Below are 23,054 nucleotides of genomic sequence, written 5' to 3' on the forward strand. Positions count from 1 at the left end.
GCGCCAAGCAGAACCTGGCGCGCTGGACCTCCACCCGCTCGGTCAAGGAGACCTTCGTCCCGCCGACGGACTACCGCTACCCGCACATGGGCTGAGGTGTCCACACGATTCCCCGGGCTCATCCCCTGTTTGTCGGCAACGGCTGAATTCGGGTTCTGGATCACTTTCCGTGCTGACATGCTGCCGTCACCGACCGTGCCGAGAGAGGATACCGGTCACGCTGCGAGGAGTACTCGCTTGCGCAGGAGGTCCAGGCCGGCGCGGCCGAACATCTGGCGCTTCACCATCTTGATCCGGTTCACCTGCCCCTCCACCGCTCCCGAACTGAACGGCAGACTCAACCCCGCCACCACCGCTCCGAGATCAGAACCGATCCCGTTCACGAACGACACCAACTCGGGCAGGTCGGTGGATTTCACGTTGCCGATCCAGTCGACCAGCTGGTGGCGTCCGGGGGGAGCGGCCTGCGGTTCGGCGCCGGATCGTAGGGGCCGCAGGTAGTCTCGCAGGACCGTCAGGCCGCCGGTGTTGCCGGTGGCCTTGATCTCCTCGAAGAGTGTCTTCGCCGTGGTGCAGCCTTCCTGCCACCGCTGGTGGAGGTAGGGCTTGTAGTCGTCCAGAACGCTGGTGCGGCCCTGCCACTTGCCGACCACGAGTTCCTCGGGGATGCCGGCGTGGGCGAACCTGCGTACTGTGCCGCGAGCCAGGTCCAGCCGGCGGCTGATCTCCCGCCGGGACAGGCCCTGGTCGAGCAGCGCGTGGATGGCCTGGTGCCGCTCGCGGGTGCGGTCTGCGTATCGGTGGGCGCCCCTACCCGTCTTCGCCGCCTGGGTGATCTTCTCCAGTTTGGCGAGGGCCGCCGCGGATTCCTCGGGGGTGGGGACGTGGTCGGGTTCGCGCAGTTGGCGGGAGTGTCGGGTGACGCAGCGCTCCACAGCTTCGGTGAGGTTGTGGAACAGGTGCCAGCGGTCAGCGACTTGGACCGCGTTCGGTGCGCCGAGGCGGGCGCCTTCGGCGTAGGCGGTGGCGCGGTCGCGGCAGATGACCTCGACGCCGGGGTGTTCGGTCAGCCAGCGGGCGAGGGTGGCGGCCTCGCGGTCGGGCAGCAGGTCGACGGGGCGACGGGACGACGGGTCTCCATGTTGATCAGCAGGGTGCCATAGACGTGGCCCTTGCGCAGGGGCGATGCGGGCCGCCCGGGCATCGGCTTGCTGATGTGGTGCACCGGGGCCTCGGCCCCTGCCGTCCCGTGCCCTTGACTCGACGGGCACGGCTGGGTCACCCCGGGCGGTGCGTCAGGAGGCGCGGGATGCGGTCGCCCAGGAGGTGCCAGCCTCCGCGCGTTCGGCGTTCGGTACGCCGGCATCGTGGCCGGCGCACCGTCGGATTCGTTTCGCGGGCAGGCTGGTTCGGGAGACACCTCCTGTCCATGAGTACCGGCGTGCCCTGTCGGCCGCGCGCCGGGCCGCGCCTTCGCACGTGTCGAGAGGGCAGTAGCGGAGGGGTGGGGTACGAACGGCACGGGCAGCCTCGGAGTGACGGTCGGGCGGGGGCCGGCTACCTGGAGGAGGCCCGGTGTTCGAGCGTGGTCGTGGTGTGGTGGGGGTGGGCCGGCGGTGTCGGCGGGTGGTGGCGGTGCCGGGTGTGTTCGCGTTGGGCTGGGGTGTTCTCGGCGGCCCGCTGGGCCCGGCGCAGAGTGCGGCTGCCGTGGGCGCGGGGACGGTGCGGGCCACTGGTGAGCAGGCGTTCACCACAAGGGGTACGTTCACGGTGCCGGCGGGGGTGGGCCGGCTCGTCGTGCACCTCTGGGGCGTCGGCGGCGCGGGAGGAGGCGGCGGCCAGGGCGGCAACGGCGGCCTGGGCGACACCCCCCTGCGGCGCGGACAACGAACCCGGCGCCGCTGGCCAGAGCGGCCGGAGCGGCCGGAGCGGCCGGAGCGGCGCTCCCGGCGGCCCCGGTTACGCACTGATCACCTGGTAGATCCGGCCGCCCCGGGATGCGTCCCCGAAGGCCGCATCCCGGGTAACGCCCCGCTCCAGTCGGTTGTCGCGCAGGGAGAACAGGTCTCCGCCGAGGCCGTCGGCGGCCCGTCAGGACCAGTCCGGACGTCCCACGGTGATCTGCCCGTACTTGTACGAGGAGTTGGGGAGGGCGAAGACGTACTCGTGCGGGTCGCTGTGCGCGCTCTCCATCTTGGCCGGGACGCTGTGGTAGCCGAGCGCGTAGAGGTTCCGGGACGGGTTCCAGGTGTTGTAGCAGTAGATGGCGTCGCGCTTGGTGTCCATGTGGGCCGAGGGGATGTTCAGCACGTAGGCGGCGCCGTTGGCACGGGAGGCGAGCGGTTGGTCGTAGGCGTAGACGAAGTTGAAGCGCACGTCGGAGAGCTTGCCCTCGCGCGCCAGCTGCACGGCCGCGTCGGTGATCGCCTTGTGGGTGTCGGTGACCTCCAGCCAGCCCGCGGTGAACTTGTGCGAAGCACCCGGGTACTGCGCCGCGATGGACGCGATCTTCGACTTGACCGTCTTGGTGAACTGGGCGAAGGCGTCGACTCCTCCGTACGGGGAATCGGGGACCTTCAGGTTGATCACCTTGTCGACGCCGAGGACGGCGGCCGAGGCCATGAACTCCGCGGTCCGGGAGGGCACGACCATGCTGACACCGTCGGTCGGCCAGTTCAGTCCGTGGGGGCCGTGGGCCGCGCAGAGGTTCTTCTTGCGCAGCTCGCACTCCATCTTCTTGCCCTCCGCGTCCTTCTCGTTCATGATCCTCGCCAGCCCGTCGTTCTCGCCCTGTGTCACCAGCACCAGGTACACGGGCCGTCCGGCCGCCTTGTGCTCCAGGATCGACCCGGCCAGGCCCAGCACCTCGTCGTCCTGGTGCGGCGAGTAGAAGATCGCCGGGGCGGACGCGGCCGAGGCCTTGCCCCCCGACAGGCCGGTGCCCAGGAGCGTCGCCCCGGCCAGCGCGCCCGCCGTCAGCACCCGCCGCCGGGACAGGCCAGCACCGCCGATGTCGGCCATCGCTGCCTCCTGCCGGCCCCACCGGGGCTCCGTCCCGCCCCGCGCGGAGGGACCCGTTCCGGTCGACGCACGACCGCCACCAGACAGTTCACCCGGCCACGTCGCGGCGGCCGCACCGGTGGCTGGACGGTCGCCAGTGGAAGCGGTGGTATCACGGTGGCGGCGAGGGAAGTGACGATCGGCCATGCGCAGGCTCCTTGGAAAGCGGCGCCACGAGGGCGGCACGGGAAAGGGGAGTCGGAGGTGACGGCGGCCCGTTCCGGGTGAGCCGCCCGGCGGACGAACTGCCCGGTCACGCCCCCGAGACTACGAAGCGCACCCGTCGCCGGGCGTCACCCGTCGGAACGAGGACCGGGTTCCCACTCCGGCCCCGACCCGGTACTCCGCTCCCCGGCCCCGGCCCTCATCGCCGGCGGCGGCACACGGTTGCCCGGTCACCGGGTGCGGCCCTGAGGCGACGTGACCCGGTGAGGGCGCCGCTGCGTCACGGCCCTGCCCGACCTCGGGCCCGCCGCCGGCCCGCCGTCAACGTCGTGTACGCCTACGCCTACGCCCCTGCGCCGGGCCGGTCGGCTGTCGCGGCTCCACCGGGTCTGACGGTGTGCGGTCGGACGGAGGGGCGCCCTGACCCCTGGCACCGCCAGGCCGGCCTGCACACCCTGGGCCCTGTGGGCTGGTTCAGCGTGGGCGGACGTTCCGGAATCGGACGCACCAAGGCCCTGACCGACGAGGAGTAAGCCGTACGGGCAACGCGGCGACGTCCGACAAGGCCCCTGACCGGTGATCGGGGTCGTTCCGCGCCGGGTCCGCAGACGGGAGACGGCCAGGCGGCGCACCCGGCCAGGCCTGCCGCCGTCGTGTTGCCCGCCGTTCCACCTGGTACCCGGCCCAACAGCCGTCCCGGACCGCCGGACGGTCGCCGTACCCCGCCCCGCACTGCCGCGGCCAGGTCGTTGGCCGCGGGGGTCAGCGGGCGGCCGTCACCGTCGCCGCGGAACCGTTCTCGGACAGGACCCGGGGTGCGGCCCGCAGGTAGATGACCGTGCCGATGACCCCGACCAGGGTCCGACCGGGCGGACAGCGGACCGAACCGCCTACCGGGTAGCCCAGATCGCCGCGGCTCCGCATACGGCAAGGGACACGAAGACCTGCGCCATCATGGCGGGAGGCCAGGTGTTCTCCTCCGACTCGCCCCTCCGCTGCGCCTCCGTCAGGTTCTGCGCGAACTTCCTGCGGTGGCCGATCATTCCCACCGGGAAGGACACCACCGCGAACGAGTACATGGCGAGCACCGCGGCCGTGTCCATGTGCTTCGCGTAGTGGCTGCCGACCCCGAAGACCGCCATCGCGGCCGGCGCCAGCGCCATGCTGATCCGGTGCGTGGGGGTGGGCATTCCCGGCACCAGGACCGCCCAGAACACCGCCGTCGCCAGGATCGCGAGCCACCACCACGACACCACACCAAGCCCCAACGGATACACCGCGCACCCCCTCGCCCAGGCCGTGGGGCCCCGCGTCGGACGCGGGCTCGACAGCACTGTTCCGTCACGGCCTTTCGAGCACGGCCGATCACTCACAGCCTAGCGATGACCTGGTGAGCCTCCGCGCCTCCGTCACGGTTCCGGGCCGTGTACCGCCGTGTCGGGCGGGACTGGACACTCACACTCAGCACGTGTTCGGCCGGCCGCTGCCGCCCGTACGGCGCGATGGCCTCCTCGAACCGTCCGGTCCGAAGCACGCCCGCACCTGCTCCCCGGCCGGGGAGCCGTCGCTGAGAGTGAAGCGCGCGATGCGACGGCGCCGGTACCAAGGCTCCGGCGGTATCGGCTGCGGCGCCTAGCCAGTACCGTTCCACGGACGGCCCGGCAGTACCGGAAGGATCCCGTGAACGCGACCGAACTGACAGCGAAGGCACCCTCGATCGCGGCCGCCATGGCCACCGCCGACGTGTCCCCCGGATTCCAGCCGGCCCAGACCCGCTACCGGGCCGCACTCGTCTCCGGCTGGGACATCCCGGCCGGAGCGTCGGTCCTGGAGGTCGGCTGCGGACAGGGCGACACCACGGCCGTCCTTGCCGAGGCCGTCGGTCCGCGGGGCCGGGTGGTCGCCGTCGACATCGCCGATCCCTCGTACGGTGCCCCGGTCACCCTGGGACAGTCGGCGAAACACCTCAAGGCGACCCCGTTGGGCTCCCGCATCGACTTCCGCCTCGGCCTGGACGTCCTCGACGAGGCGGTCACCTTCCCCAACGGCGGGTTCGACCACGTGGTCCTGGCGCACTGCTCCTGGTACTTCGGCTCCCTGGACCAGCTCGCGGCCACCTGCCGCCGATGCCGGATCCGACCGGAGGAGCGGACGCCACGACCTCGCCGAGTCGCCGGTCGCTCAGCAGGGACAGGCGGGTGGCGACGGCCCCGTAGGCAGCCACACGCGCGGCGTGCCGTGAATCGGAAGGGTGCGTCGACGGCTCCTCGGTGCCCCGGACCAGGGCGTCGGTGATCACCCGAACGTAATCGACTCCCGCCGACGAGGTCTACCTGGGACGGCAAGCAGCCCGACCGCCCCGGCGAAGGCCGCCCCAACCAGGGGCCGGGAAGGTGCTGGTTCGGCTCCGGGGCGCGGTAGTTGAGGCCCGGACGGTCAAGCCCGGCGAGTCCTGAGCCCGATGGCTCGCTGAGCGGTCATCCCCGCCGTCACCGCTACCGAACCGCCTCTGCCACCGCAATAGCTCAACCATCGATATATCTCAATGATTGATCTATGGTCACGCCATGGCACATCCTCAACTACAGGAGCCGACAAGGCTCGTGCTCACCGCGCTGGCCGACGAGCCCCGGCACGGATACGCGATCCTCCAGGAAGTCCTGGCGATCACCGAAGGCCGGACCAAGATGCTCACCGGCACCCTCTACACGGCGCTGGACCGCCTGCTCCAGCAAGGACTCATCCAGGTCGACCACGAGGAGGTCGTGAACGGACGCCTGCGCCGCAGCTTCGCCCTGACCGAACAGGGCCGGGGCGTCCTGGCCGAGGAGACGCGACGGCTGCGCGCCGGCGCGGTCGAGGCCGAGCGCCGGCTCGCCCTCGGCGGCCTCCGCCCGGCGCTGCGGACGAACGGGGGGACGGCATGACCGACTCGCACCTGCCCGCTGCCGGGCTGCTGCGCCGGCTTCCCCTGCGCGGCCTCTACCCGGCCGGGTACCGTGCCGCGCACGGTGAGGAGATCGCGGCCGTCCTCGCGGAGTCCGTCCGGCACGCCGATCGCCGCACCGCCCTGCGCGAGTGGTCCGTCCTCGCCGCACACGCCCTGCGGCTGCGTACCCGGCTCAGCTCCCGCGACCCTGCGGGCCGGGTACTCGCCGGTGCCGCGCCGTTCCTGCTCGCCGGCGGAGCCGCCCTGGGCGCGGTCCACCTGCTGACCGGGCTGTTTCTCCACAGTTCCCGTACGGGAGTGGTCTCGGCCGCGGTGGGCGCCCCCTGGGGCCTCGCCCTGCTGGGCGCCCTCCTCGGCCGCTGGAACGCGGCCCGGGTCCTCGTCCTGGTCGCCGTCGTGGCGTCCCAGCTCCGTCCGGGGGCGGCGTTCGGCCCGTCCGCGGACCTGCTCGACCTCTGGGCCGCGATGGGCGCCCTGGTGCTGCTCGCGCCGCCCGACGCCGTCGACTTCTCGGCGCGGAACCGCGCCCGGGCCGTGGCCTCGGCGGTCGCCGTCGCCCTGCCGATGAGCGGTATCGCGACCCTGTGGCTGGGCACCTGGCCCGAGAACCACGCCGACGTCGTCTTCCCGCCGCTCCAGCAGATCGCGCTCGACGCCTCCACGGCCTGGCCGGCGCTCGTCATGGCCCTCGCCTACCTCCTGCACCTCGGCAGCCCGGACAGCGACCGCCTACAGACCGCCGGAGTCGCGCTGGCCGTCCTGCCCTGGACGGCCATGGCCGCTCCGCCCCTCTACCGCAACATCCCGATCGACGCCCACGACCTGCTGCGCAACAGCGCCGTGGTCCTCGGCTTCCTGGCCGCCGCCACCGCCGCCGGCGTCCTGCGGCGCACCATGCGGCGCACCCGCCTCGCCGGGCCGGCCCGATCGGGGGCGTCCGACCCGATGTGACGGTCCGGGGCACCTACGTGTCCGGTCCGGGCGGGGTGGCCGCCCGGACCTGGGCGAGGCGGGGTCGGGGGCTCGTCCGCCCGTCTTCCCGTCCGTCCTTCCGGACGAAGGGGCCTGACCATGCCGCGGAGGGCGGCACGAGGGCGGCGCGAGGGTGGCGCGAGGGCGGCACGGTGGACCCGAGGACACCGCCGAGCAGGCCGCGACCGTTCCGCGGGGTGCCTCTTTTCCCCGTAACCCCTTGACAGGTATAGACCACTCCGCTTGAGTCTGGGGCAGCCCCGCACCGGCCCGCACCCCGGTCGGCCCGTCCCCCACGACGTGCCCCCACCCGCGGGGCTCGGCTCCCCTGCCCCGACGTCCCTACCTCCACGACCGTGCGGCCCCACACCGCACAAGGGGTGATCAAGTGTCCACGAAACGCCTGCTCGCACTGCTCTCCGCCGTCGCCACGGCACTGGCGGTGGTCCTGCTGCTGCCCGCGGCCAACGCCAGCGCCGCCGTCTGCGCCGGGCCCTGGAACTCCTCGGCCGTCTACACCGGCGGCGCCGCCGTCTCCTACAACGGCCACAACTGGCTCGCCAAGTGGTGGACCCAGAACGAGCCGCCCAGCACCGGCGGTTCCGGCGTCTGGTCCGACCAGGGCGGCTGCGGCACCGGCCCGACGACGACCCCGACCCCGACGTCGACCGTCACGCCGACGTCCACCAGCACGCCGAAGCCGGGCGCATTCCCCGTCAGCCAGGCCCAGTTCGACCAGATGTTCCCGAACCGGAACCCCTTCTACACCTACCAGGGCCTGATCGACGCCCTCGCCGCCTACCCCGCCTTCGCGGCCACCGGCAGCGACACCGTCCGCAAGCAGGAGGCCGCGGCCTTCCTGGCCAACGTCAACCACGAGACCGGCGCACTGGTCTACGTGGTCGAGCAGAACACCGCCAACTACCCCCACTACTGCGACAGTTCGCAGTCGTACGGCTGCCCGGCCGGCCAGTCCGCGTACTACGGGCGCGGCCCGATCCAGCTGAGCTGGAACTTCAACTACAAGGCGGCCGGCGACGCCCTCGGCATCGACCTGCTGCACAACCCCAACCTGGTGCAGACCGACCCGGCCGTCGCCTGGAAGACCGCCCTCTGGTACTGGAACACCCAGAACGGCCCTGGCACCATGACCCCGCACAACGCGATCGTCAACGGCTACGGCTTCGGCGAGACCATCCGCAGCATCAACGGCTCCCTGGAGTGCAACGGCGGCAACCCGGCGCAGGTGCAGAGCCGGATCAACGCCTACCAGCGCTTCACCCAGCTGATCGGCACCGTGCCCGGCAACAACCTGAGCTGCTGAGCACTTCGGGCCGGTCTGTGAGTTCGTAGAACCCGGTCCGGGCGCTCGGGCATCGTGACGGCGATGCCCGAGCGCAACAGCGGGTGGCGGACGGCCTTGCCGGAGTGGGGCGTTGTCGCCCAGCGACCGCTCCCGCTCGCGGACGCGCCGGTTTGGTCGTGTAGCCGAACCCGATCGGGGTCGGACGGTCGAACAACACCCGTTCCACCGTGGGCTACATGGGTGACGTAGCGGATGTGCACCGAGGGTTCAGGCGCGACGGCTCAGCCGGTACGGGCCCAGGTAGTAGGAGAGCGCGGCGTGCGAAGGCCCGTCCGCGATCTGGCCGCCGACCAGCAGCTCGACCACCTCGGCCTCGGTCAGCCACTCCACCCGGGTCGACTCGGACACGTCCTCGGGCTCTCCGGTCCGGGTGCAGCCGGTGACGTGGTAGGCGCGGAAGTGCGCGTCCGAGATCCCGGCCATGGCGTCGTACTCGGTCAGCAGCTCGACGCGGCCCGGGCGCCAGCCGGTCTCCTCCTCCACCTCGCGGGCGACCGCCGCCGCCGGGTCCTCGCCGGGCTCGGCCCATCCGGCCGGGACCTCCCAGCCCCACCGCCCGGTGATGAACCGGTGCCGGTGGAGGAGGAGGAACCGGCCCTGGTCGTCGGTGACGACGGCGGAGGTCGACGCGCGGGGGTAGCGGACGACGTGGTGGTCGATCCGGCCGATGCCCGGGACCTCGACCTCGTCCAGCCACACCTCGACCCAGGGGCTGCCGTAGACCTGCCGGCGTCCGAACGTCTCCCACTTCACGACAGGTCTCCTCACGTGCGTACCAGGTGCGTTCCCGACCCTCTCACGTGCGGGGCAAGCTCCCGTGCCGGACGGTGCGGGGGGCGCTGGAGCCGCCGGACGCGGCCCTTGACCGCCGGTACTCCGGACTGCCGACCGGTCCTGTCGAGGGGATCGTGGCCGGAGCCCGGGAGCCCGAGGCGGCCGCCGGCCATCACGACACGGCCGGCGCGACCCGGACATGTGCCCGCCCGAGTGCGAGCCACGATGATGGACTCGGCCGACACGAGGAGGACTTGATGAGCGGAACCGTCGACCCGAGCGACCAGGGCCGTTGGCGCGCCCAACGCGCACGCGGCACCCGAGGCCCGAACCGTGGGCTGAGACAGCCGCTGATGCCGCCGCCGGACGAGGTGGTGGTGGACGAGGAGGCGGAGGAGACCGAGACACCCCGGCAGTAGCGGGGCGACGACGGAGCGGGGGAGCACCCCCGACAGGGAACCGAACGCGGTGATCCCCGAGATGCCCCTGGGGCCGGTCACCGGGCAGCCTCGGACGCGGGACCCGACTGGTAGTTCGCGAGCTGGACCTGTCGGCGGATCCACTCGCGGGCGGCGGACTCGGAGCCCAGCCTCTGCGCGGCCGCGACGTCGCGTTCCAGGTCCCACACGACCCATTCCTCGGGCCGGCCGCCCCGGCGCTCCGCCCGGCGGGGATCGTAGCGGGCCGCCACACGCTGCCGGCAGGTCAGCCGGTCGCCGTACGACACGCGCACGATCGCGAGGGTGCCGTCATCCAGGGACACGGGCCAGTCGGTGGTCTCGTCGCCGTTCATCCGGTACTCCAGGTCGGCGCCGGAGCTGTCCAACAGTCGCCGCATCGCCTGCCGCTCGTATCCGCTGATCGGCAGTGCGCACACCGCCTGCCGCAGTGTCTCCAGGGCCTCACGAGGCGGCAGCGTCACGGGAACGAGGTGCCCGTCGATCGACACCGTGAGAGGGCCAGTAAGACTCATTCGGCACGCTCCTCGGGCCGGCAGCCCGGGTGCGCGACCACAGCCCAGCCGAGCGGTGCCGTGCCGGGGCCGGTCGGGGTATGAACGTGGCCGGCCGGGACCAGCGGCAGCTCAGGCGAGCCGCACGTCACGCATGCCTCTCCACGGAGCCTCGCCGGGCTGATCACGGCCGGATCCACGGTGAGTGAGTTCAGTGTTGCCGTCACACCGGTTACGATCCCCGCCCGCTCCCCCCGGAAGTGCCACAACCTGTGACACCTACACGGCCCGAGCCCACCGGGCGAGCGCCATCACCCGGGCGTCGCGTCCCCGGGTCAGCCGGACCATCGTTGCCAGCTCGGTCCGCACCTGCCCGTGCTCGCGGACGTGCTGCGGTGCGATCTGCCGGGCGACCAGCAGGCTCTCGACAGCGTGCTGCGGGCGGCCGAGCCGTACCTGGGCCCGCCCGAGGTCGATGTAGTAGTGCGAGCGACGCTCGGCGGGGAGATCCCGGGGCGGGGCCCACCGTGCCGCGGCATCCGCCGCCTCCTGGAGATCCCCCGGTTCCCCGAGCTCCACCGCTACCGCCAGCCGGTGGACCTCCAGGGAGTCCAGCCCCACCGCAGTGCCGTCGTACAACCGTTCCGGCACTCGGCCGGCCAGGACCTCGGCCTCCCGCAGATGGAGCCGGGCGTCGTCGGCCTGCCGCATCCGGCCGGCCACCACCGCGGCCCGCATGTGCAGAGCAGCCGCTGCCGCGGCCAGCCGCTCCGAGGACGGAGCGGGCATCCTGTCGACCGCAGTCCGCAGCGACCGGAGGCCGGCGGCAAGATGACCGGCGGCGAAGTGGGTTTCCGTACGAACGTACGCAGCGGCCGCGTCAAGCGCCGGGTCTCCGGCGGACCCGGACGCCCACCGCATCAACTCCACCAAGCGGCCGCTGAGGTCGTGGTACCCGTACTTGTAAGCCACCGCGTCCGCCGACCGCACTGCCAGCGCCAGAAGCCGGGCGACTTCCTCCTGCTCCCGCCCACGAGCCTGGTCAGCCGCGCGGAACAGCTCCTCCAGCAGGATCGGCATCTGTTCGACGAGATGCGCGTACCGGGCCTCCACTCGGTTCTCGACGGCGGTTTCGACGTCGGCCGCGAGGAGGCGGAGCGGCCGTACCGGACCGTCCGCCGGCAGGTCGTAAGCCGCGATGACCTGGCGCAGAGCCGGGATGGCTTGGTGTACCCGGCTGTCGGTGCGGCGAGGCCCGTCCAGCAGATCCTCCGGGGACGTCCGCACCGCCCGGGCCAGCGCTTCCAGGACGGCGTCGGAGGGCCGACGTTCGCCGTTCTCGACCTTGCGGAGCATGCTGATGCTCACCCCCGAAGCAGCGCAGACCTGTCGGCGCGTCAATGTGGCCGCGTGCCGGGCGGTTTCGATCTGCTGGCCGAGCGCTACAACAGTGGTTCCGGGCATCGGGTGGCTCCGTTTCCGTGGTCGCGCTCGGAACGGTACCGGTGCCAGCACGGCGCCGTGCGGGATCGCCCCGACGGTGCACACCATCGGGGCGATCCCGCTACCGGCTGACGAGCAGATCTGCCAGCTCGGTCAGCGAGCCAACCGTCCAGTCCGCGTCCGGCGCTGTGGTGGTCAGCCCGATCGGGCCGCGGCGAAGGTGCACGGTTCGCAGGCCGGCCGCCCGGGCCGGGGTGATGTCGTTCACCGGGTGGTCGCCGACGTACACGATCTCGTTCGGCTCGCCCGGCGCCCACCTGATCACCCGCTCGAAGAAGCGGGCTGCCGGCTTCGCGACGCCCCACTCGGCCGAGGTGGCGATGGAGTCCGCCGGCAGATCGAGGTCGCGCAGGAGGCTGGACACGGCCGCGTTCTGGTTGCCCGCGATGCCCACCCACAGACCTGCCTCACGCAGCCAAGACAGGGCGGGGCGTACGTCCGGGTAGAGGTCCGTCTCGTCCAGTCGGTCGCCCTGACCGGCCGCCTGCCGGGCCCGCCACTCCGCCGCGACATCCACGCCCGGCCGCACGATCCGAATCGCGTCCGCGTTGTCGCGGCCCTGAGCCAGCACCGAGCCGACCAGAGCCGACATGGTGTGTGTGGGGACGCCGAGCCAGCGGGCCCAGTCACCCCAGTACCTGGTATCGCTGGTGAGGGTCTCGCCGATGTCGAACACCACGGAGCGCAACATGTCGGGCAGCCTAGTGACCTGGCCGTTGCGCGCCCGCGCTCGGCGTCCCTGACCTGCGTTGTCCGACCTCGGCCGTACGATGAGGGCATGCCCACTGCACTGCCGCTGCACGCTGTCGTCGTGGCCGCCGACCGGGCGATGATGGGGGCTCCGCGGCGGGCGGAGACGTGGACGCGGCGCGTCAGGCCTACCTCGCCGCCGGCTGACCCGCGCGGGTGCGGGGAGGACCGCTCGTAGGCCCCGCCGCCCTTGCCGCCGATCGGCTGACCCCCGCGGGTGCCGGGGAGGACCCCTTCGAGGGTGCCGGATCCTCCGCCGACTTCGGCTGACCCGCGCGGGTGCGGGGAGGACCCTTTGCGACCTGGGGTGATGCGGCGGCTTTGCCATTTCTTTGCGCGAGCCGACGCATCAGCGTCCAGGCGTTGCCCTGTGGGAGTTGTCGAGGTGTCAAAGTGCCTGTGCATCATGCCACGTGACCGAAGGCGGCAGCCCGATCCGGACGGCGGCCCGGGTCCCGCGCCATGGCGCGGGACCCCGGCCGCCGAGGGGTGGCGCTCCGGTCACTTCGTCAGGCGGGACCAGTCGGCCGGTTGGGCGGGGTCGAGCTGGCGCAGCTTGTCGAGCACCTTGGGGTCCTGGACGTCGAGCCAGTCGGCGACCTGGCGGAAGGAGACGCAGCGGACGCCGTCGCGCTTGCACACGCTCTTCATCACGTCCTCGATGGCCTGCATGTAGATGCCGCCGTTCCAGTCCTCGAAGTGGTTGCCGATGAAGAGCGGGGCGCGGCTGCCGTTGTAGACGCGTTCGAAGCCGGCGAGGTAGCTGTCGCGGGTCTCCTTCTCCCAGGTGTCGTACTTCTTGGGGTCGCCGTTGGTGCTGTTCCCGGACTGGTTGGCCAGGAAGTTGAAGTCCATCGAGAGGCTCTGGGTGGACTTGCCCGAGTACGGGAGCATCTGGAGCGGGAAGTTCCAGATGCCCTCCTTCTTGACGGGCCAGACCTGGAACTCGCCCGGGGAGCTGGCGTCGTAGCGGAAGCCCGTCGCCTTTTCGGCGGGGAGCAGGTTCTTCTGGCCCTCCAGGCAGGGGGCGCGGCCGCCGACCAGTTCCTTGGTGTAGTCGAAGGGGAGTGGCGGGAGGTCCTTGAATCCGGTGTTGGTCTTCCAGTTGGTGACGAAGGAGATCGCCTGGTCGAGTTCGCTCTTCCACTCCTCGGTGCTCCAGTCGCCGCCGCCCTTGGCGTTGCAGAAGTGCCCGTTGAAGTGGGTGCCGATCTCGTTTCCGTCCTGCCAGGCCAGGCGCAGCTGCTCCAGGGTGTCCTTGATGTGGGGGTCGGTGGCGTAGTCGATGGAGGCGGCGCCGGGGTTGTGCTGGGGTGGGTGGTAGAGGGTGCTCTTGGACTTGGGGAGGGTGTAGAGGCCGCTCAGGAAGAAGGTCATCTGGGCGTTGTTCTCGGTGCCGAGTTTGCGGAAGCGGGAGAACAGGCGATCGTCGCCCTCCAGGGCGCCGTCCCAGGAGAAGACGACGAACTGGGGCGGTTTCTCGCCGGGTTTCAGCCGCTCGGGCGTGGGCTGTTTGGGCTGCGGGCCGGTGTCGGAGGTGGAGCCGTCGCCGAGGATCCTGACCTGGCCGTCCCAGGTGGGGGTGGGAACGGGCGGTGGCGGGGCGGGTGTCTCGGACGGAGTGCTCGGCGTGGTGGCGGCCGGGGTGGGGCCGGTGGCGGTGGCGGTGGCCGCGGGTCTGCTCGGTGTGCCGGAGCATCCCGTGGCCAGGGCGGAGGCCCCGAGGACCCCCATCGCCAGCAGGACGGCAGTGCCGCGAGCAGTCCGCACGAGACCCCATTTCTCTGATGTTCGATCAGGTGATGTTCGGAAGGTGATCAATGAATGTGATCATCAGAACACTATTGATCGACCCCTGTCGAGGGATGGCCGGTGTAACCACGACAGGTGGGTGGATTTGAGCAACTCGCTTATGTGGCACGGGATTTGGTTGCAGTGATTGCCGTCACAAATGGGAGGTCCGCCGGGTGCCCGCCGGTCGTCCCGACGCAGCCGGCGACCCGTCAGCGGCGGCGCCGGGACGGGTCGAGGAGGGCGGGCGGGGTGTCGTTCTTCTCGTGTGCCGCGAGGTCGACGCCGGGGGCGACGACGGCGTCGATCGCGTCCAGCACGTCGGGCGTGAGCACGGTGTCGGCGGCGGCGAGTTGGGCGTGCAGGTGGTCCGGGGTGCGGGGGCCGATGAGGGCGCTGGTCACGGCGGGGTGCGCGGTGACGAATCCGAGCGCGAGCTGGATCATCGTCAGGCCGGCGTCCTCGGCGACCGTGGCCAGCTGCTCGACCGCGTCGAGCCTGGCCCGGTTGGCCGGCACGGTGGTGTCGAAGCGCTGCGGCATGAACGTCGAGCGGTTGGTGGTGATCTCCCGGCCCGCGCGGATCGCGCCCGACAGCCAGCCCGAGGCGAGCGGGCTCCACGCCAGCACGCCGAGGCCGTACTCCTCCGTCACGGGCAGCACGTCGGCCTCGATGCCGCGCTGGAGGATCGAGTAGCCGGGCTGCTCGGTGACGTAGCGGCCCAGGTGGTGCTCGCGGGCGGCCCACTGGCCCTGCACGATGCGGTACGCGGGGAAGGTGGAGGAGCCGAAGTAGCGGATCTTGCCCGCGCGTTGCAGGTCGGTCAGGGCGGACAGGGTCTCCTCGTCGCCGGTGCTCGGGTCCCAGCGGTGGATCTGGTAGAGGTCGACGTGGTCGACGCCGAGGCGGCGCAGGCTGCCGTCCAGCGCCGTGACCAGTCGACGGCGCGAGGCGCCCCGGTGGTTGCGCTCCTCGCCCGTCGGCAGACCGGCCTTGGTGGCCAGCACGATGTCGTCGCGGCGGCCGGCGATGGCCTTGCCGACCATCTCCTCCGAGTCGCCGCCGCCGTACACGTCGGCCGTGTCGATCAGGTTGATCCCGGCGGCCAGGGCGGCGTCGACGATGGCGGTGGCCTCGTCCTGGCTGGTCCGCCCGATCCTGCCGAAGTTCATCGCGCCGAGTGCGAGGGAGCTGACCTGTACGCCGGTACGGCCCAGGGTGCGGTACTGCATGGCTGTGTTCCTCCATGACGGTTCGAGGGGGGTGAGGGGGGTGAGGGTGGCGCGTGGCGCCCGGGACTGCGGCGCGTGGCGCCCGGCACTACTTGGACTCGACCCGCCCGAGCGGGTCGGGTCCGGCCGCGAGCAGTGCGCACTCCGCGCCCCAGGCGGGATCCCCGGGGCGGAGCCGGCTACGCAGGTACGCCCAGGTGAGCCGCTGGACCACGGCGACCCGCCCGGGGTGCTCGTCCGTGGTCTCGGCGGCGTCGTATCCGGAGATCCCGCCGAGACCGTGCTCCGCGCCGAACAGCGTGAGCAGGGACTTGGCGCTGGGGGAGAGGGCGTACGGGTCGGTGTGCCAGGCCGCGCCGCGCACCGTCAGGTGGGGGGAGAGGTCCTGGTCGCCGGCGACCACGAGGGCGGGCGTCGTCATCCGGGAGAAGTCCGTGGTCAGGAGGAACGGGTGGCGCTCGGCGGTGGACCGGGTGAGGGCGTCGCCCCCTCGGCCGGGCGCGGCGAGCAGCACGCCCGCCGTGATGCGGGGGTCGGCGAGGTCCGCCTCCGTGCCGTCGTCGGGGTCGGTGAGGCGGGCGCCCAGCAGCAGGCTCGCGGTGTGGCCGCCCATGGAGTGCCCGGCCACCGCCACCCTGCTCCGGTCCAGGCGTCCCAGGAGCTGCGGGACGGCGGCCTCGATCAGGTCGAGGCGGTCCAGGATCCGCGTCATGTCCTCGGCCCGCGATCGCCAGTACAGCGGCGCGCCAGGGGTACCGGGATCCAGGCGCAGTGTTCCGGAGCTCAGGTGGGTGGGCTGAACGACGGCGAAGCCGTGCGCCGCCCAGTGATCGGCGAGCGGGGCGTAGCCGTTCAGGGAGGAGAGGTGGTTCGAGGGCCCCTGGCCGTGGGAGAGCAGGACGATCGGCAGGTCGCCTCCGGTCACCGGGGCGGAGACCCGTAGGTGCAGGTCCACGGCGCGGCCGGGAGCCGGCAGGACCACCGGGGCGACCGAGAGGACGGGGGCGGGCTCGCTGACGGTGCCAGCGGTGTGGGGTGAGGTGTCCATGAGGTGCCTTTCCCTTCCCGCGGCTGCCGGGTTGGTGCGGCAGGCGGCGGGGGAGGCGGATGGGAGGACCCCGCTCGACTAGACTCAAAGCGGAACCTTGTTCCAGATACGATACGGAACGCCGTTCCGCTTAGTCAATCACCGCCCGGACGGAGATCGTGGTGTCCACAGCAGACCGGTCCGCGCAGACGCAGACGCGGACGCGGACGCCGGCCCCGGCCCCGGTCCGAGGCAAGCGGGCCGACGCGCTGCGCAACCAGCAGGCGCTCCTCGCAGCCGCCGCCGAGGTGTTCGCCGCCTCCGGCGTCGACGCGCCGATCCGTACCATCGCGGCGACGGCCGGCGTCGGCGTCGGGACGATCTACCGCCACTTCCCGACCCGAGCGGACCTCGTCGTGGCCGTCTACCGCCACCAGGTCGAGGCCTGCGCCGAGGCCGGCCCGACCCTGCTGGCCGACGCCGACTCCCCGCTCGCGGCCCTGCGGCAGTGGGTCGACCTCTTCGTCGACTTCCTGGTCACCAAGCACGGACTCGCCAACGCGGTGCAGTCGGACAGCGGCTTCGACGCGCTGCACGCCTACTTCGTCGACCGCCTGGTGCCCGTCTGCACCCGACTGCTCGACGCCGCCGTCGACGCCGGCGAGATCGAACCCGGCACGCAGGCGTACGAGCTGATGCGCGGCATCGGCAACCTCTGCATCGGGCGCGACAGCGATCCCGGCTACGACCCGCGCCGACTGATCGACCTGCTGCTCCGGGGGCTGCGGCGGCGGGCCGCGGAGGCGGGCTGAAGGCCTGCGCATCGTGGTTCGCGGGGCCTTCCGGCGCCCAAGTGGCCTCCGCGAAGCGCTGGTTCTGCCTACATTGCAGGGAAGCGTCTTCGGGTGTCCGGCCCTTCGGCGACATGGCATGCCGGTGGTGGAGCGGCAACCTGGCGGGAGGCGGAGGCGGGGCTGTGCGGTCGAAGGCGCAGCCCCGCACTCGTTGTCGACCGCCCCGCCGGTCGCGCCACGGGGGCCCGTGGCATTGACAGGGGCCTTCGGCGGCTGAATGCTAAGCAAGCGCTTAGTCAACGAGAAGAGACCGAGGAGCCGCCCGATGTCCGAGACCCCTGCCTCCCCTCCGGGTGTGGACCTGGCTCGTCTCCGTTCCCGTCTGGAGCGTGAGCTGCCCGGTCTGGCCCAGGGGCCGCTGCGGGCCGACCTGATCGAAGGGGGCCGCTCGAACCTGACGTACGTCCTCGGCGACGGCGCCTCCCGGTGGGTGCTGCGCCGGCCGCCGCTCGGGCACGTCCTGGCCACCGCGCACGACATGGGGCGCGAGTACCGCGTGATGACCGCGCTGCGCGGCACCGGGGTGCCCGTGCCCCGCACGCTGCTGCTCGACCCGGGCACCGACACCCTCGGCGCGCCCTGGTACCTCATGGAGTACGTCCCCGGCACCGCGCACCGGGACGCCGCCCCGCTGGCCGCCCTCGGTGAGCAGCGGGTGCACGCGCTCGGGAGCAGGCTGGTCGACACCCTGGCGGCCCTGCACCGGATCGATCCCGCCGAGGTGGGCCTCGCCGACTTCGGGCGCCCCGAGGGCTACCTGGAGCGCCAGCTGCGCCGCTGGTCCAAGCAGCTCGCCGCCTCCCGCAGCCGCGACCTGCCGGACCTGGACCGGCTGCACGACCTGCTCGGCCGGCGGCTGCCCGTCTCGCCCGCGCCCGCGCTCGTGCACGGCGACTACCGCCTCGACAACGTCCTGGTGGACGAGGGCGACGGCATCACCGCCGTCCTGGACTGGGAGATGTCCACCCTCGGCGACCCGCTCACCGACGTCGGCCTCCTGGTGATGTACACCGAACTCGCCGGTGTCGGCGGCGGCATCATCCCCTCCGCGATGACCGCCCCCGGCTTCCCGAAGCCCGACGAGATCGTCGCCTCCTACGCCCGGGCGACCGGCCGCCGGGCGGAGGACCTCGACTGGTACGTCGCCTTCGCCTCCTTCAAGCTCGCCGCCGTCGCCGAGGGCATCCACTTCCGCTTCCGGCAGGGCCGCACCCTCGGCGCCGGATTCGACCGCGCGGGCGAGATGGCCCCGATCCTCGCCCGGCACGGCCTGAGCACCCTCAAGGAGAACTGAGACCGATGGACTTCGCCTACGACGCCAGGACGAACGAACTCCGCGAGCAGCTGCTCGCCTTCATGGACGAGCACGTGTACCCGGCCGAGCCCGTCCTCGCCGCCCAGCTCGCCGACCCGGCCCGGGACCGCTGGGCCGTCCCGCCGGTCGTCGCCGACCTCCAGGCCGAGGCCCGCAAGCAGAGCCTCTGGAACCTGTTCTTCGTGGACCAGCGCGGCCTGCCCGGTGAGTCAGGTGCCGGTCTGACCAACCTCCAGTACGCGCCGCTCGCCGAGATCACCGGCCGCAGCATCCAGTTGGCCCCGCCCGCGCTCAACTGCGCCGCCCCCGACACCGGCAACATGGAGCTGCTCGCCCAGTTCGGCAGCGCCGAGCAGCGCGAGCGCTGGCTGCGGCCGCTGCTGGACGGCGGGATCCGCTCCGCGTTCGCGATGACCGAGCCCGAGGTCGCCTCCTCGGACGCCACCAACATCGCCACCCGGATCGAACGGGACGGCGACGAGTACGTCGTCAACGGCCGCAAGTGGTACATCACCGGGGCGATGAACCCCGACTGCCGGATCCTCATCGTGATGGGCAAGACCGACCCGGCCGCCGAGCCGCACCGGCAACAGAGCATGGTGCTCGTCCCGCGCGACACCCCGGGCGTGACCGTCCGGCGCGGCATGACGGTCTTCGGGTACGACGACGCCGACCACGGCGGCCACGCCGAGGTGCTGTTCGAGGACGTCCGGGTCCCGGCGGGGAACCTTATCGGGGAGGAGGGCGCCGGCTTCGCCATCGCCCAGGCCCGGCTCGGCCCCGGCCGCATCCACCACTGCATGCGGGCCATCGGCATCGCCGAGCGGGCGCTGGAGCTGATGTGCCGCCGGGCCACCGAGCGGGTCGCGTTCGGGAAGCCGCTCGCCGAACAGGGCGTGGTGCAGGACTGGATCGCCGAGTCCCGGGTGCGGATCGAGCAGCTGCGGCTGCTGGTGCTGAAGACCGCCTGGCTGATGGACACCGTCGGCAACCGGGGCGCCCACACCGAGATCCAGGCGATCAAGATCGCCACCCCGCGCACCGTCGAGTGGATCCTGGACAAGGCCGTCCAGGCGCACGGCGCGGCCGGCGTCAGCCAGGACACCCCGCTCGCCCAGCTCTGGGCCGGCAACCGCACCCTGCGGCTGGCCGACGGCCCGGACGAGGTGCACAAGCGCTCGCTGGCCCGGCGGGAACTCAGGAGGTACCGCTAGACCGCACGGGGCGGATCCGCCCCCTTGACCCGGGCGGGACGTCTGCGGAAGTTTGCTTCCAGGCGACTGCACTTCATCGGCGCCGACCCGCTCGGGGGGCCGGCCATGGTCTGGGTCGACCTGGACACGGCGAGCATCGTCGTCAAGGGCCTCAAAGCGCTCCCCGACGACCCGCGCGTCGTCCCCATGCCCGGCACCGAGGCCATCGAACTGCCGGACCGCATGAGGCCGATCCTCCTGGAGGCGGTCGAGTTCGTCGAGGCGCTCGGGCGGGGCTGACCGGGGCCGGGCTGACGCGCCGTCACCCGCACCGTCCCGTAAGGGTGTGACACCCGGGTACTCAGGGACCGGTCGGCCCCCTGGTATGACGGCCGCGGCCCGTCCCCGACCCTAGTGTCCTCCGTGTTCGACCGATCGGAACACGGAGGAACATCATGGGCATTGCGGGACGGGCCGTCGCGGCGGTGGTGCTGGCGGCGACCGCGGTGGCGGCGGTGGCGGGCACGGTGGGGACAGCCGCGGCGGGCGCGCTCGCGCCACCGGAGGCCGGCACCGGGCGGCAGGCGCGGGCCTGGCTGCCGGAGCCCAGCGGGCCGTACCCGATCGGGACGACCGCCCTGCACCTCACCGACCCCGGACGGGAGGACCCGTGGCAGCCCGGTCGGCGGCGCGAGCTGATGATCAGCCTCTGGTACCCGACCTCCCACCCGGCCGCCGGAGCCGACCGCGCCCCGTACATGGAGCCCGCCGCCGGCCGGCACTTCGACGGCCCGGACGGCGTCGGCCTGCTCAACTACGGCACCGCTCCCGGCCGCACCGACTGGTCGGCGATCCGCACCCACGCCCGCCGGGACGCCCCGGCGCTGCCCGGCGGCCCGCGCCCGGTGGTGCTGTACTCGCCCGGCCTCGGCGACCCGCGCACCTGGGGGACGGCCCTGGTCGAGGACCTCGCCTCGCGCGGCTACGTGGTGGTCACCGTCGACCACACCTACGAGGCCTCCGAAGTCGCCTTCCCCGACGGCGACCTGGCCACCTCGGTGCTTCCCGGCATGCTCGGGCAGCCCGGCCTGGACATCGGCGCGGTGCTCCGCAAGGCGATGGACACCCGGGTCGCCGACACCCGCTTCGTGCTGGACCGGCTCGGCGGCCTGGCCGACCGGCCGGGCCTGCCCGCCGGGCTGGACGCGGCCCTCGACCTCACCCGGATCGGCATGGTCGGCCAGTCGGCGGGCGGCTTCACCGCGCTCCAGACCATGCACGACGACCCGCGGATCACGGCGGGCGTCAACATGGACGGCCAGCTGCACTTCCCCGGCCCGGACGGCCACACCGGCGTCGCCCTGCCCAGCGTCGCCGAGGACGGCCTGAACCGGCCGTTCCTGCTGATGGGCACCGGCGGCGAGGACTCCGGCAGCTACCGCGACCAGCCCGGCTGGAACGCCCTGTGGCAGCACAGCACCGGCTGGCACGCCGACGTCACCCTCACCGGCTCCCGCCACGGCTCGTACACCGACGCCCAGCCGCTGCTGCCCCAGCTCGCCCGGCAGGGCGTGCTCGACGCGGAGCGGCTGCGCAGGGACGTCGGCGACATCCGCCCCGGCCGCGCCGAACTCGCCACCCGCTCCTACGTCGCGTCCTTCTTCGACCGCTGGCTGCGCGGCCAGGACGACCACCTGCTGGACGGGCCCTCGGCGCGCTTCCCGGAGATGGCGTACGAGCGGTAGCCGCGGTGGGGGCGCGTCCTCCTTTCTGCCGAACTGCGGCGGCCTCGCCTCGAAGCCCGCGGCCGTGGAAGGAATCAGCGGATCTCCGAGCCGGGGTTGGCCTCGTCCCAGCGCCGGCGGGAGGAGACGATCGCGTCGTGGTGGTCGTACGACCAGTCCGTCATCGCCCGCACCAGGTGGGTCAGGCTGTGTCCGAGTGGGGTCAGCTCGTACTCCACCTGCGGGGGGACGGTCGGGTGGACGGTCCGCGAGACGACTCCGTCCCGTTCCAGCCGGCGTACGGTGAGGGTCAGCATCCGCTGCGAGATGCCCGGCAGGGCGCGCTGAAGCTCGCGGAACCGCCTTACGCCCTGGGCGAGTTCGACGACGGTCAGCACGGACCACTTGTCGCCCAGCCGGTCCAGCAGGTCGCGGATCCCGCAGTCCACGCCGTCCTCGCACCAGACCACCGGGCGGGGGGTGGTTACCGCGGTGTGCCCTGCTGACATGAAAGTGCCTCCTTACGCCGGACGGCCAGGCTACCGAGGATGGTCGTGGCGCCGATCGCGGTGCCGACGAACGATCAACCCCGGAGGAACCCCATGCTGCTCGTCACCGGTGTCAACGGAGGTCTGGGCGCGCTCGTGCTGGAGCGGCTCGCCGGACGGGACGGGGTCGTGGCCGGCTCGCGCACGCCGGAGCGGGTGCCGGACGGCGTGCCGGCCCGGCTGGTGGACTTCGACCGGCCCGAGACGCTGGCCGAGGCGTTCGCCGGCGTGCGGACCCTGCTGCTGATCTCGGCCGGCGCCGCCGAGGACGACGTGGTGACCGCCCGGCACGGTGTCGCGATCGAGGCGGCGGAGGCGGCGGGCGTACGGCACGTCGTGTACACCAGCCTGTCCGGCGACGGCGACCACCTGCCGTACGCCCTCGCCCACCGCTGGACCGAGCGCCGGCTGCGCGCGTCCGCCACCCTGCGCTGGACGGTGCTGCGCAACGGCCTGTACGCCGAGTTCCTGGGCGCGATCGCGGCGCCGGGCCCGACCGGGGTGATCAGCGCCCCGCTCGGGGACGGCGGGCTCGCGGCGGTGGCGCGGGCCGACCTCGCCGAGGCGGCGGTGAACGTCGCCCTGGCACCCGAGGGGCACGCGGGGCGGACCTACGAGCTGGTGGGGGAGCGGGCGCTGGGCGGCGCGGACCTGGCCGAGGCGCTCGGCGCCGAGTACCGGCCGGGCCGGCTCACGGCGGCCAGGGCGGCGGTGGCGGCCTCGGACGCGCTGGACTTCCAGGTGCCGATGCTGGTGGGCACCTACTCGGCGATCGCCCACGGCTTCCTCGCCGGGCCGGGCGGGCCGGGCGACCTCGCGGCACTGCTCGGCCGCGAGCCGCGCCCGGCCCTGGAGGTCATCGCCCAGGGGCGGTGAGC

Annotated in this window: 22 protein-coding genes; 11 read left to right on the forward strand and 11 right to left on the reverse strand. The window is 72.6% G+C overall.

The features are described from left to right. Nucleotides 1-215: 215 nt before the first annotated feature. The 3 genes from ACZ7C5_RS35735 to ACZ7C5_RS35745 all read right to left on the reverse strand — a co-directional run bounded on the left by ACZ7C5_RS35735 (nt 216) and on the right by ACZ7C5_RS35745 (nt 4,415). Nucleotides 216-1,271: an ISL3 family transposase gene (locus tag ACZ7C5_RS35735; protein ID WP_470324270.1), complete on the reverse strand. Its 1,056-nt coding sequence runs from the start codon at nt 1,269-1,271 to the stop codon at nt 216-218. Between the two features lie 820 nt (nt 1,272-2,091). Beyond that, nucleotides 2,092-3,021, reverse strand: coding sequence for a PIG-L deacetylase family protein (locus tag ACZ7C5_RS35740; protein WP_401092460.1), 930 nt, complete (start codon nt 3,019-3,021; stop codon nt 2,092-2,094). A 1,094-nt stretch (nt 3,022-4,115) separates the two neighbouring features. Beyond that, nucleotides 4,116-4,415: a hypothetical protein gene (locus ACZ7C5_RS35745; protein ID WP_401092461.1), complete on the reverse strand. Its 300-nt coding sequence runs from the start codon at nt 4,413-4,415 to the stop codon at nt 4,116-4,118. A 490-nt stretch (nt 4,416-4,905) separates the two neighbouring features. Here ACZ7C5_RS35745 and ACZ7C5_RS35750 point away from each other — a divergent pair, with 490 nt between their 5' ends. From ACZ7C5_RS35750 to ACZ7C5_RS35765, 4 genes are all read left to right on the forward strand, one after another. Beyond that, nucleotides 4,906-5,520, forward strand: coding sequence for a class I SAM-dependent methyltransferase (locus ACZ7C5_RS35750; protein WP_470324271.1), 615 nt, complete (start codon nt 4,906-4,908; stop codon nt 5,518-5,520). Between the two features lie 272 nt (nt 5,521-5,792). Further along, on the forward strand, nt 5,793-6,152 hold the full coding sequence (locus tag ACZ7C5_RS35755) for a PadR family transcriptional regulator (protein ID WP_401092464.1): 360 nt from the start codon (nt 5,793-5,795) through the stop codon (nt 6,150-6,152). Then, entirely contained in the window at nt 6,149-7,126 is a 978-nt protein-coding gene (locus ACZ7C5_RS35760; protein ID WP_470324272.1) for a hypothetical protein, read from the forward strand. The genes ACZ7C5_RS35755 and ACZ7C5_RS35760 overlap by 4 nt, the downstream gene beginning before the upstream one ends. A 409-nt stretch (nt 7,127-7,535) precedes the next feature. Beyond that, the gene (locus tag ACZ7C5_RS35765) at nt 7,536-8,471 is read left to right on the forward strand and encodes a glycoside hydrolase family 19 protein (protein ID WP_401092466.1); all 936 of its coding nucleotides are present in this window, start codon (nt 7,536-7,538) and stop codon (nt 8,469-8,471) included. A 249-nt stretch (nt 8,472-8,720) separates the two neighbouring features. Here ACZ7C5_RS35765 and ACZ7C5_RS35770 read toward each other — a convergent pair whose 3' ends face one another. After that, nucleotides 8,721-9,266, reverse strand: coding sequence for an NUDIX hydrolase (locus ACZ7C5_RS35770; protein WP_470324273.1), 546 nt, complete (start codon nt 9,264-9,266; stop codon nt 8,721-8,723). A gap of 278 nt (nt 9,267-9,544) precedes the next feature. On the opposite strand from ACZ7C5_RS35770, the gene ACZ7C5_RS35775 reads away from it, so the two are divergent. Further along, nucleotides 9,545-9,706: a hypothetical protein gene (locus ACZ7C5_RS35775; protein WP_401092468.1), complete on the forward strand. Its 162-nt coding sequence runs from the start codon at nt 9,545-9,547 to the stop codon at nt 9,704-9,706. A gap of 77 nt (nt 9,707-9,783) precedes the next feature. Here ACZ7C5_RS35775 and ACZ7C5_RS35780 read toward each other — a convergent pair whose 3' ends face one another. The 6 genes from ACZ7C5_RS35780 to ACZ7C5_RS35805 form a co-directional block, all read right to left on the reverse strand. Then, nucleotides 9,784-10,236: a hypothetical protein gene (locus tag ACZ7C5_RS35780; protein WP_470324274.1), complete on the reverse strand. Its 453-nt coding sequence runs from the start codon at nt 10,234-10,236 to the stop codon at nt 9,784-9,786. Between the two features lie 282 nt (nt 10,237-10,518). Further along, nucleotides 10,519-11,703: a helix-turn-helix domain-containing protein gene (locus ACZ7C5_RS35785; RefSeq protein WP_401092470.1), complete on the reverse strand. Its 1,185-nt coding sequence runs from the start codon at nt 11,701-11,703 to the stop codon at nt 10,519-10,521. Between the two features lie 100 nt (nt 11,704-11,803). Beyond that, complete coding sequence (locus ACZ7C5_RS35790; RefSeq protein ID WP_401092471.1) at nt 11,804-12,433, reverse strand: HAD family hydrolase; 630 nt, start codon at nt 12,431-12,433, stop codon at nt 11,804-11,806. Nucleotides 12,434-12,993: 560 nt separating this feature from the next. Further along, nucleotides 12,994-14,262, reverse strand: a complete 1,269-nt coding sequence (locus tag ACZ7C5_RS35795) for a polysaccharide deacetylase family protein (RefSeq protein ID WP_401092472.1) — start codon at nt 14,260-14,262, stop codon at nt 12,994-12,996. 233 nt (nt 14,263-14,495) lie between these two features. Continuing rightward, nucleotides 14,496-15,515: an aldo/keto reductase gene (locus tag ACZ7C5_RS35800; protein ID WP_470324275.1), complete on the reverse strand. Its 1,020-nt coding sequence runs from the start codon at nt 15,513-15,515 to the stop codon at nt 14,496-14,498. Between the two features lie 88 nt (nt 15,516-15,603). After that, nucleotides 15,604-16,563: an alpha/beta hydrolase family protein gene (locus ACZ7C5_RS35805; protein WP_470324276.1), complete on the reverse strand. Its 960-nt coding sequence runs from the start codon at nt 16,561-16,563 to the stop codon at nt 15,604-15,606. A 161-nt stretch (nt 16,564-16,724) separates the two neighbouring features. On the opposite strand from ACZ7C5_RS35805, the gene ACZ7C5_RS35810 reads away from it, so the two are divergent. The 5 genes from ACZ7C5_RS35810 (at nt 16,725) to ACZ7C5_RS35830 (ending at nt 21,649) form a co-directional block, all read left to right on the forward strand. Next, nucleotides 16,725-17,354, forward strand: a complete 630-nt coding sequence (locus tag ACZ7C5_RS35810; protein ID WP_470324277.1) for a TetR/AcrR family transcriptional regulator — start codon at nt 16,725-16,727, stop codon at nt 17,352-17,354. Between the two features lie 307 nt (nt 17,355-17,661). Beyond that, nucleotides 17,662-18,690 (forward strand): phosphotransferase family protein, encoded by a 1,029-nt coding sequence (locus ACZ7C5_RS35815; protein WP_401092477.1) that lies wholly within the window; start codon nt 17,662-17,664, stop codon nt 18,688-18,690. 5 nt (nt 18,691-18,695) lie between these two features. Next, a complete protein-coding gene (locus ACZ7C5_RS35820) occupies nt 18,696-19,925 on the forward strand; it encodes an acyl-CoA dehydrogenase family protein (protein ID WP_401092478.1) in 1,230 nt (409 codons plus the stop codon). 105 nt (nt 19,926-20,030) lie between these two features. Beyond that, nucleotides 20,031-20,204 (forward strand): hypothetical protein, encoded by a 174-nt coding sequence (locus tag ACZ7C5_RS35825; RefSeq protein WP_401092479.1) that lies wholly within the window; start codon nt 20,031-20,033, stop codon nt 20,202-20,204. A gap of 155 nt (nt 20,205-20,359) precedes the next feature. Further along, a complete protein-coding gene (locus ACZ7C5_RS35830; RefSeq protein ID WP_401092480.1) occupies nt 20,360-21,649 on the forward strand; it encodes an alpha/beta hydrolase family protein in 1,290 nt (429 codons plus the stop codon). Between the two features lie 74 nt (nt 21,650-21,723). Here ACZ7C5_RS35830 and ACZ7C5_RS35835 read toward each other — a convergent pair whose 3' ends face one another. Further along, complete coding sequence (locus tag ACZ7C5_RS35835; RefSeq protein ID WP_188298436.1) at nt 21,724-22,137, reverse strand: winged helix-turn-helix transcriptional regulator; 414 nt, start codon at nt 22,135-22,137, stop codon at nt 21,724-21,726. 93 nt (nt 22,138-22,230) lie between these two features. On the opposite strand from ACZ7C5_RS35835, the gene ACZ7C5_RS35840 reads away from it, so the two are divergent. Further along, a complete protein-coding gene (locus ACZ7C5_RS35840; protein WP_470324278.1) occupies nt 22,231-23,052 on the forward strand; it encodes an NAD(P)H-binding protein in 822 nt (273 codons plus the stop codon). Nucleotides 23,053-23,054 lie beyond the last annotated feature (2 nt).

Source organism: Kitasatospora sp. NPDC036993 (assembly GCF_055607525.1).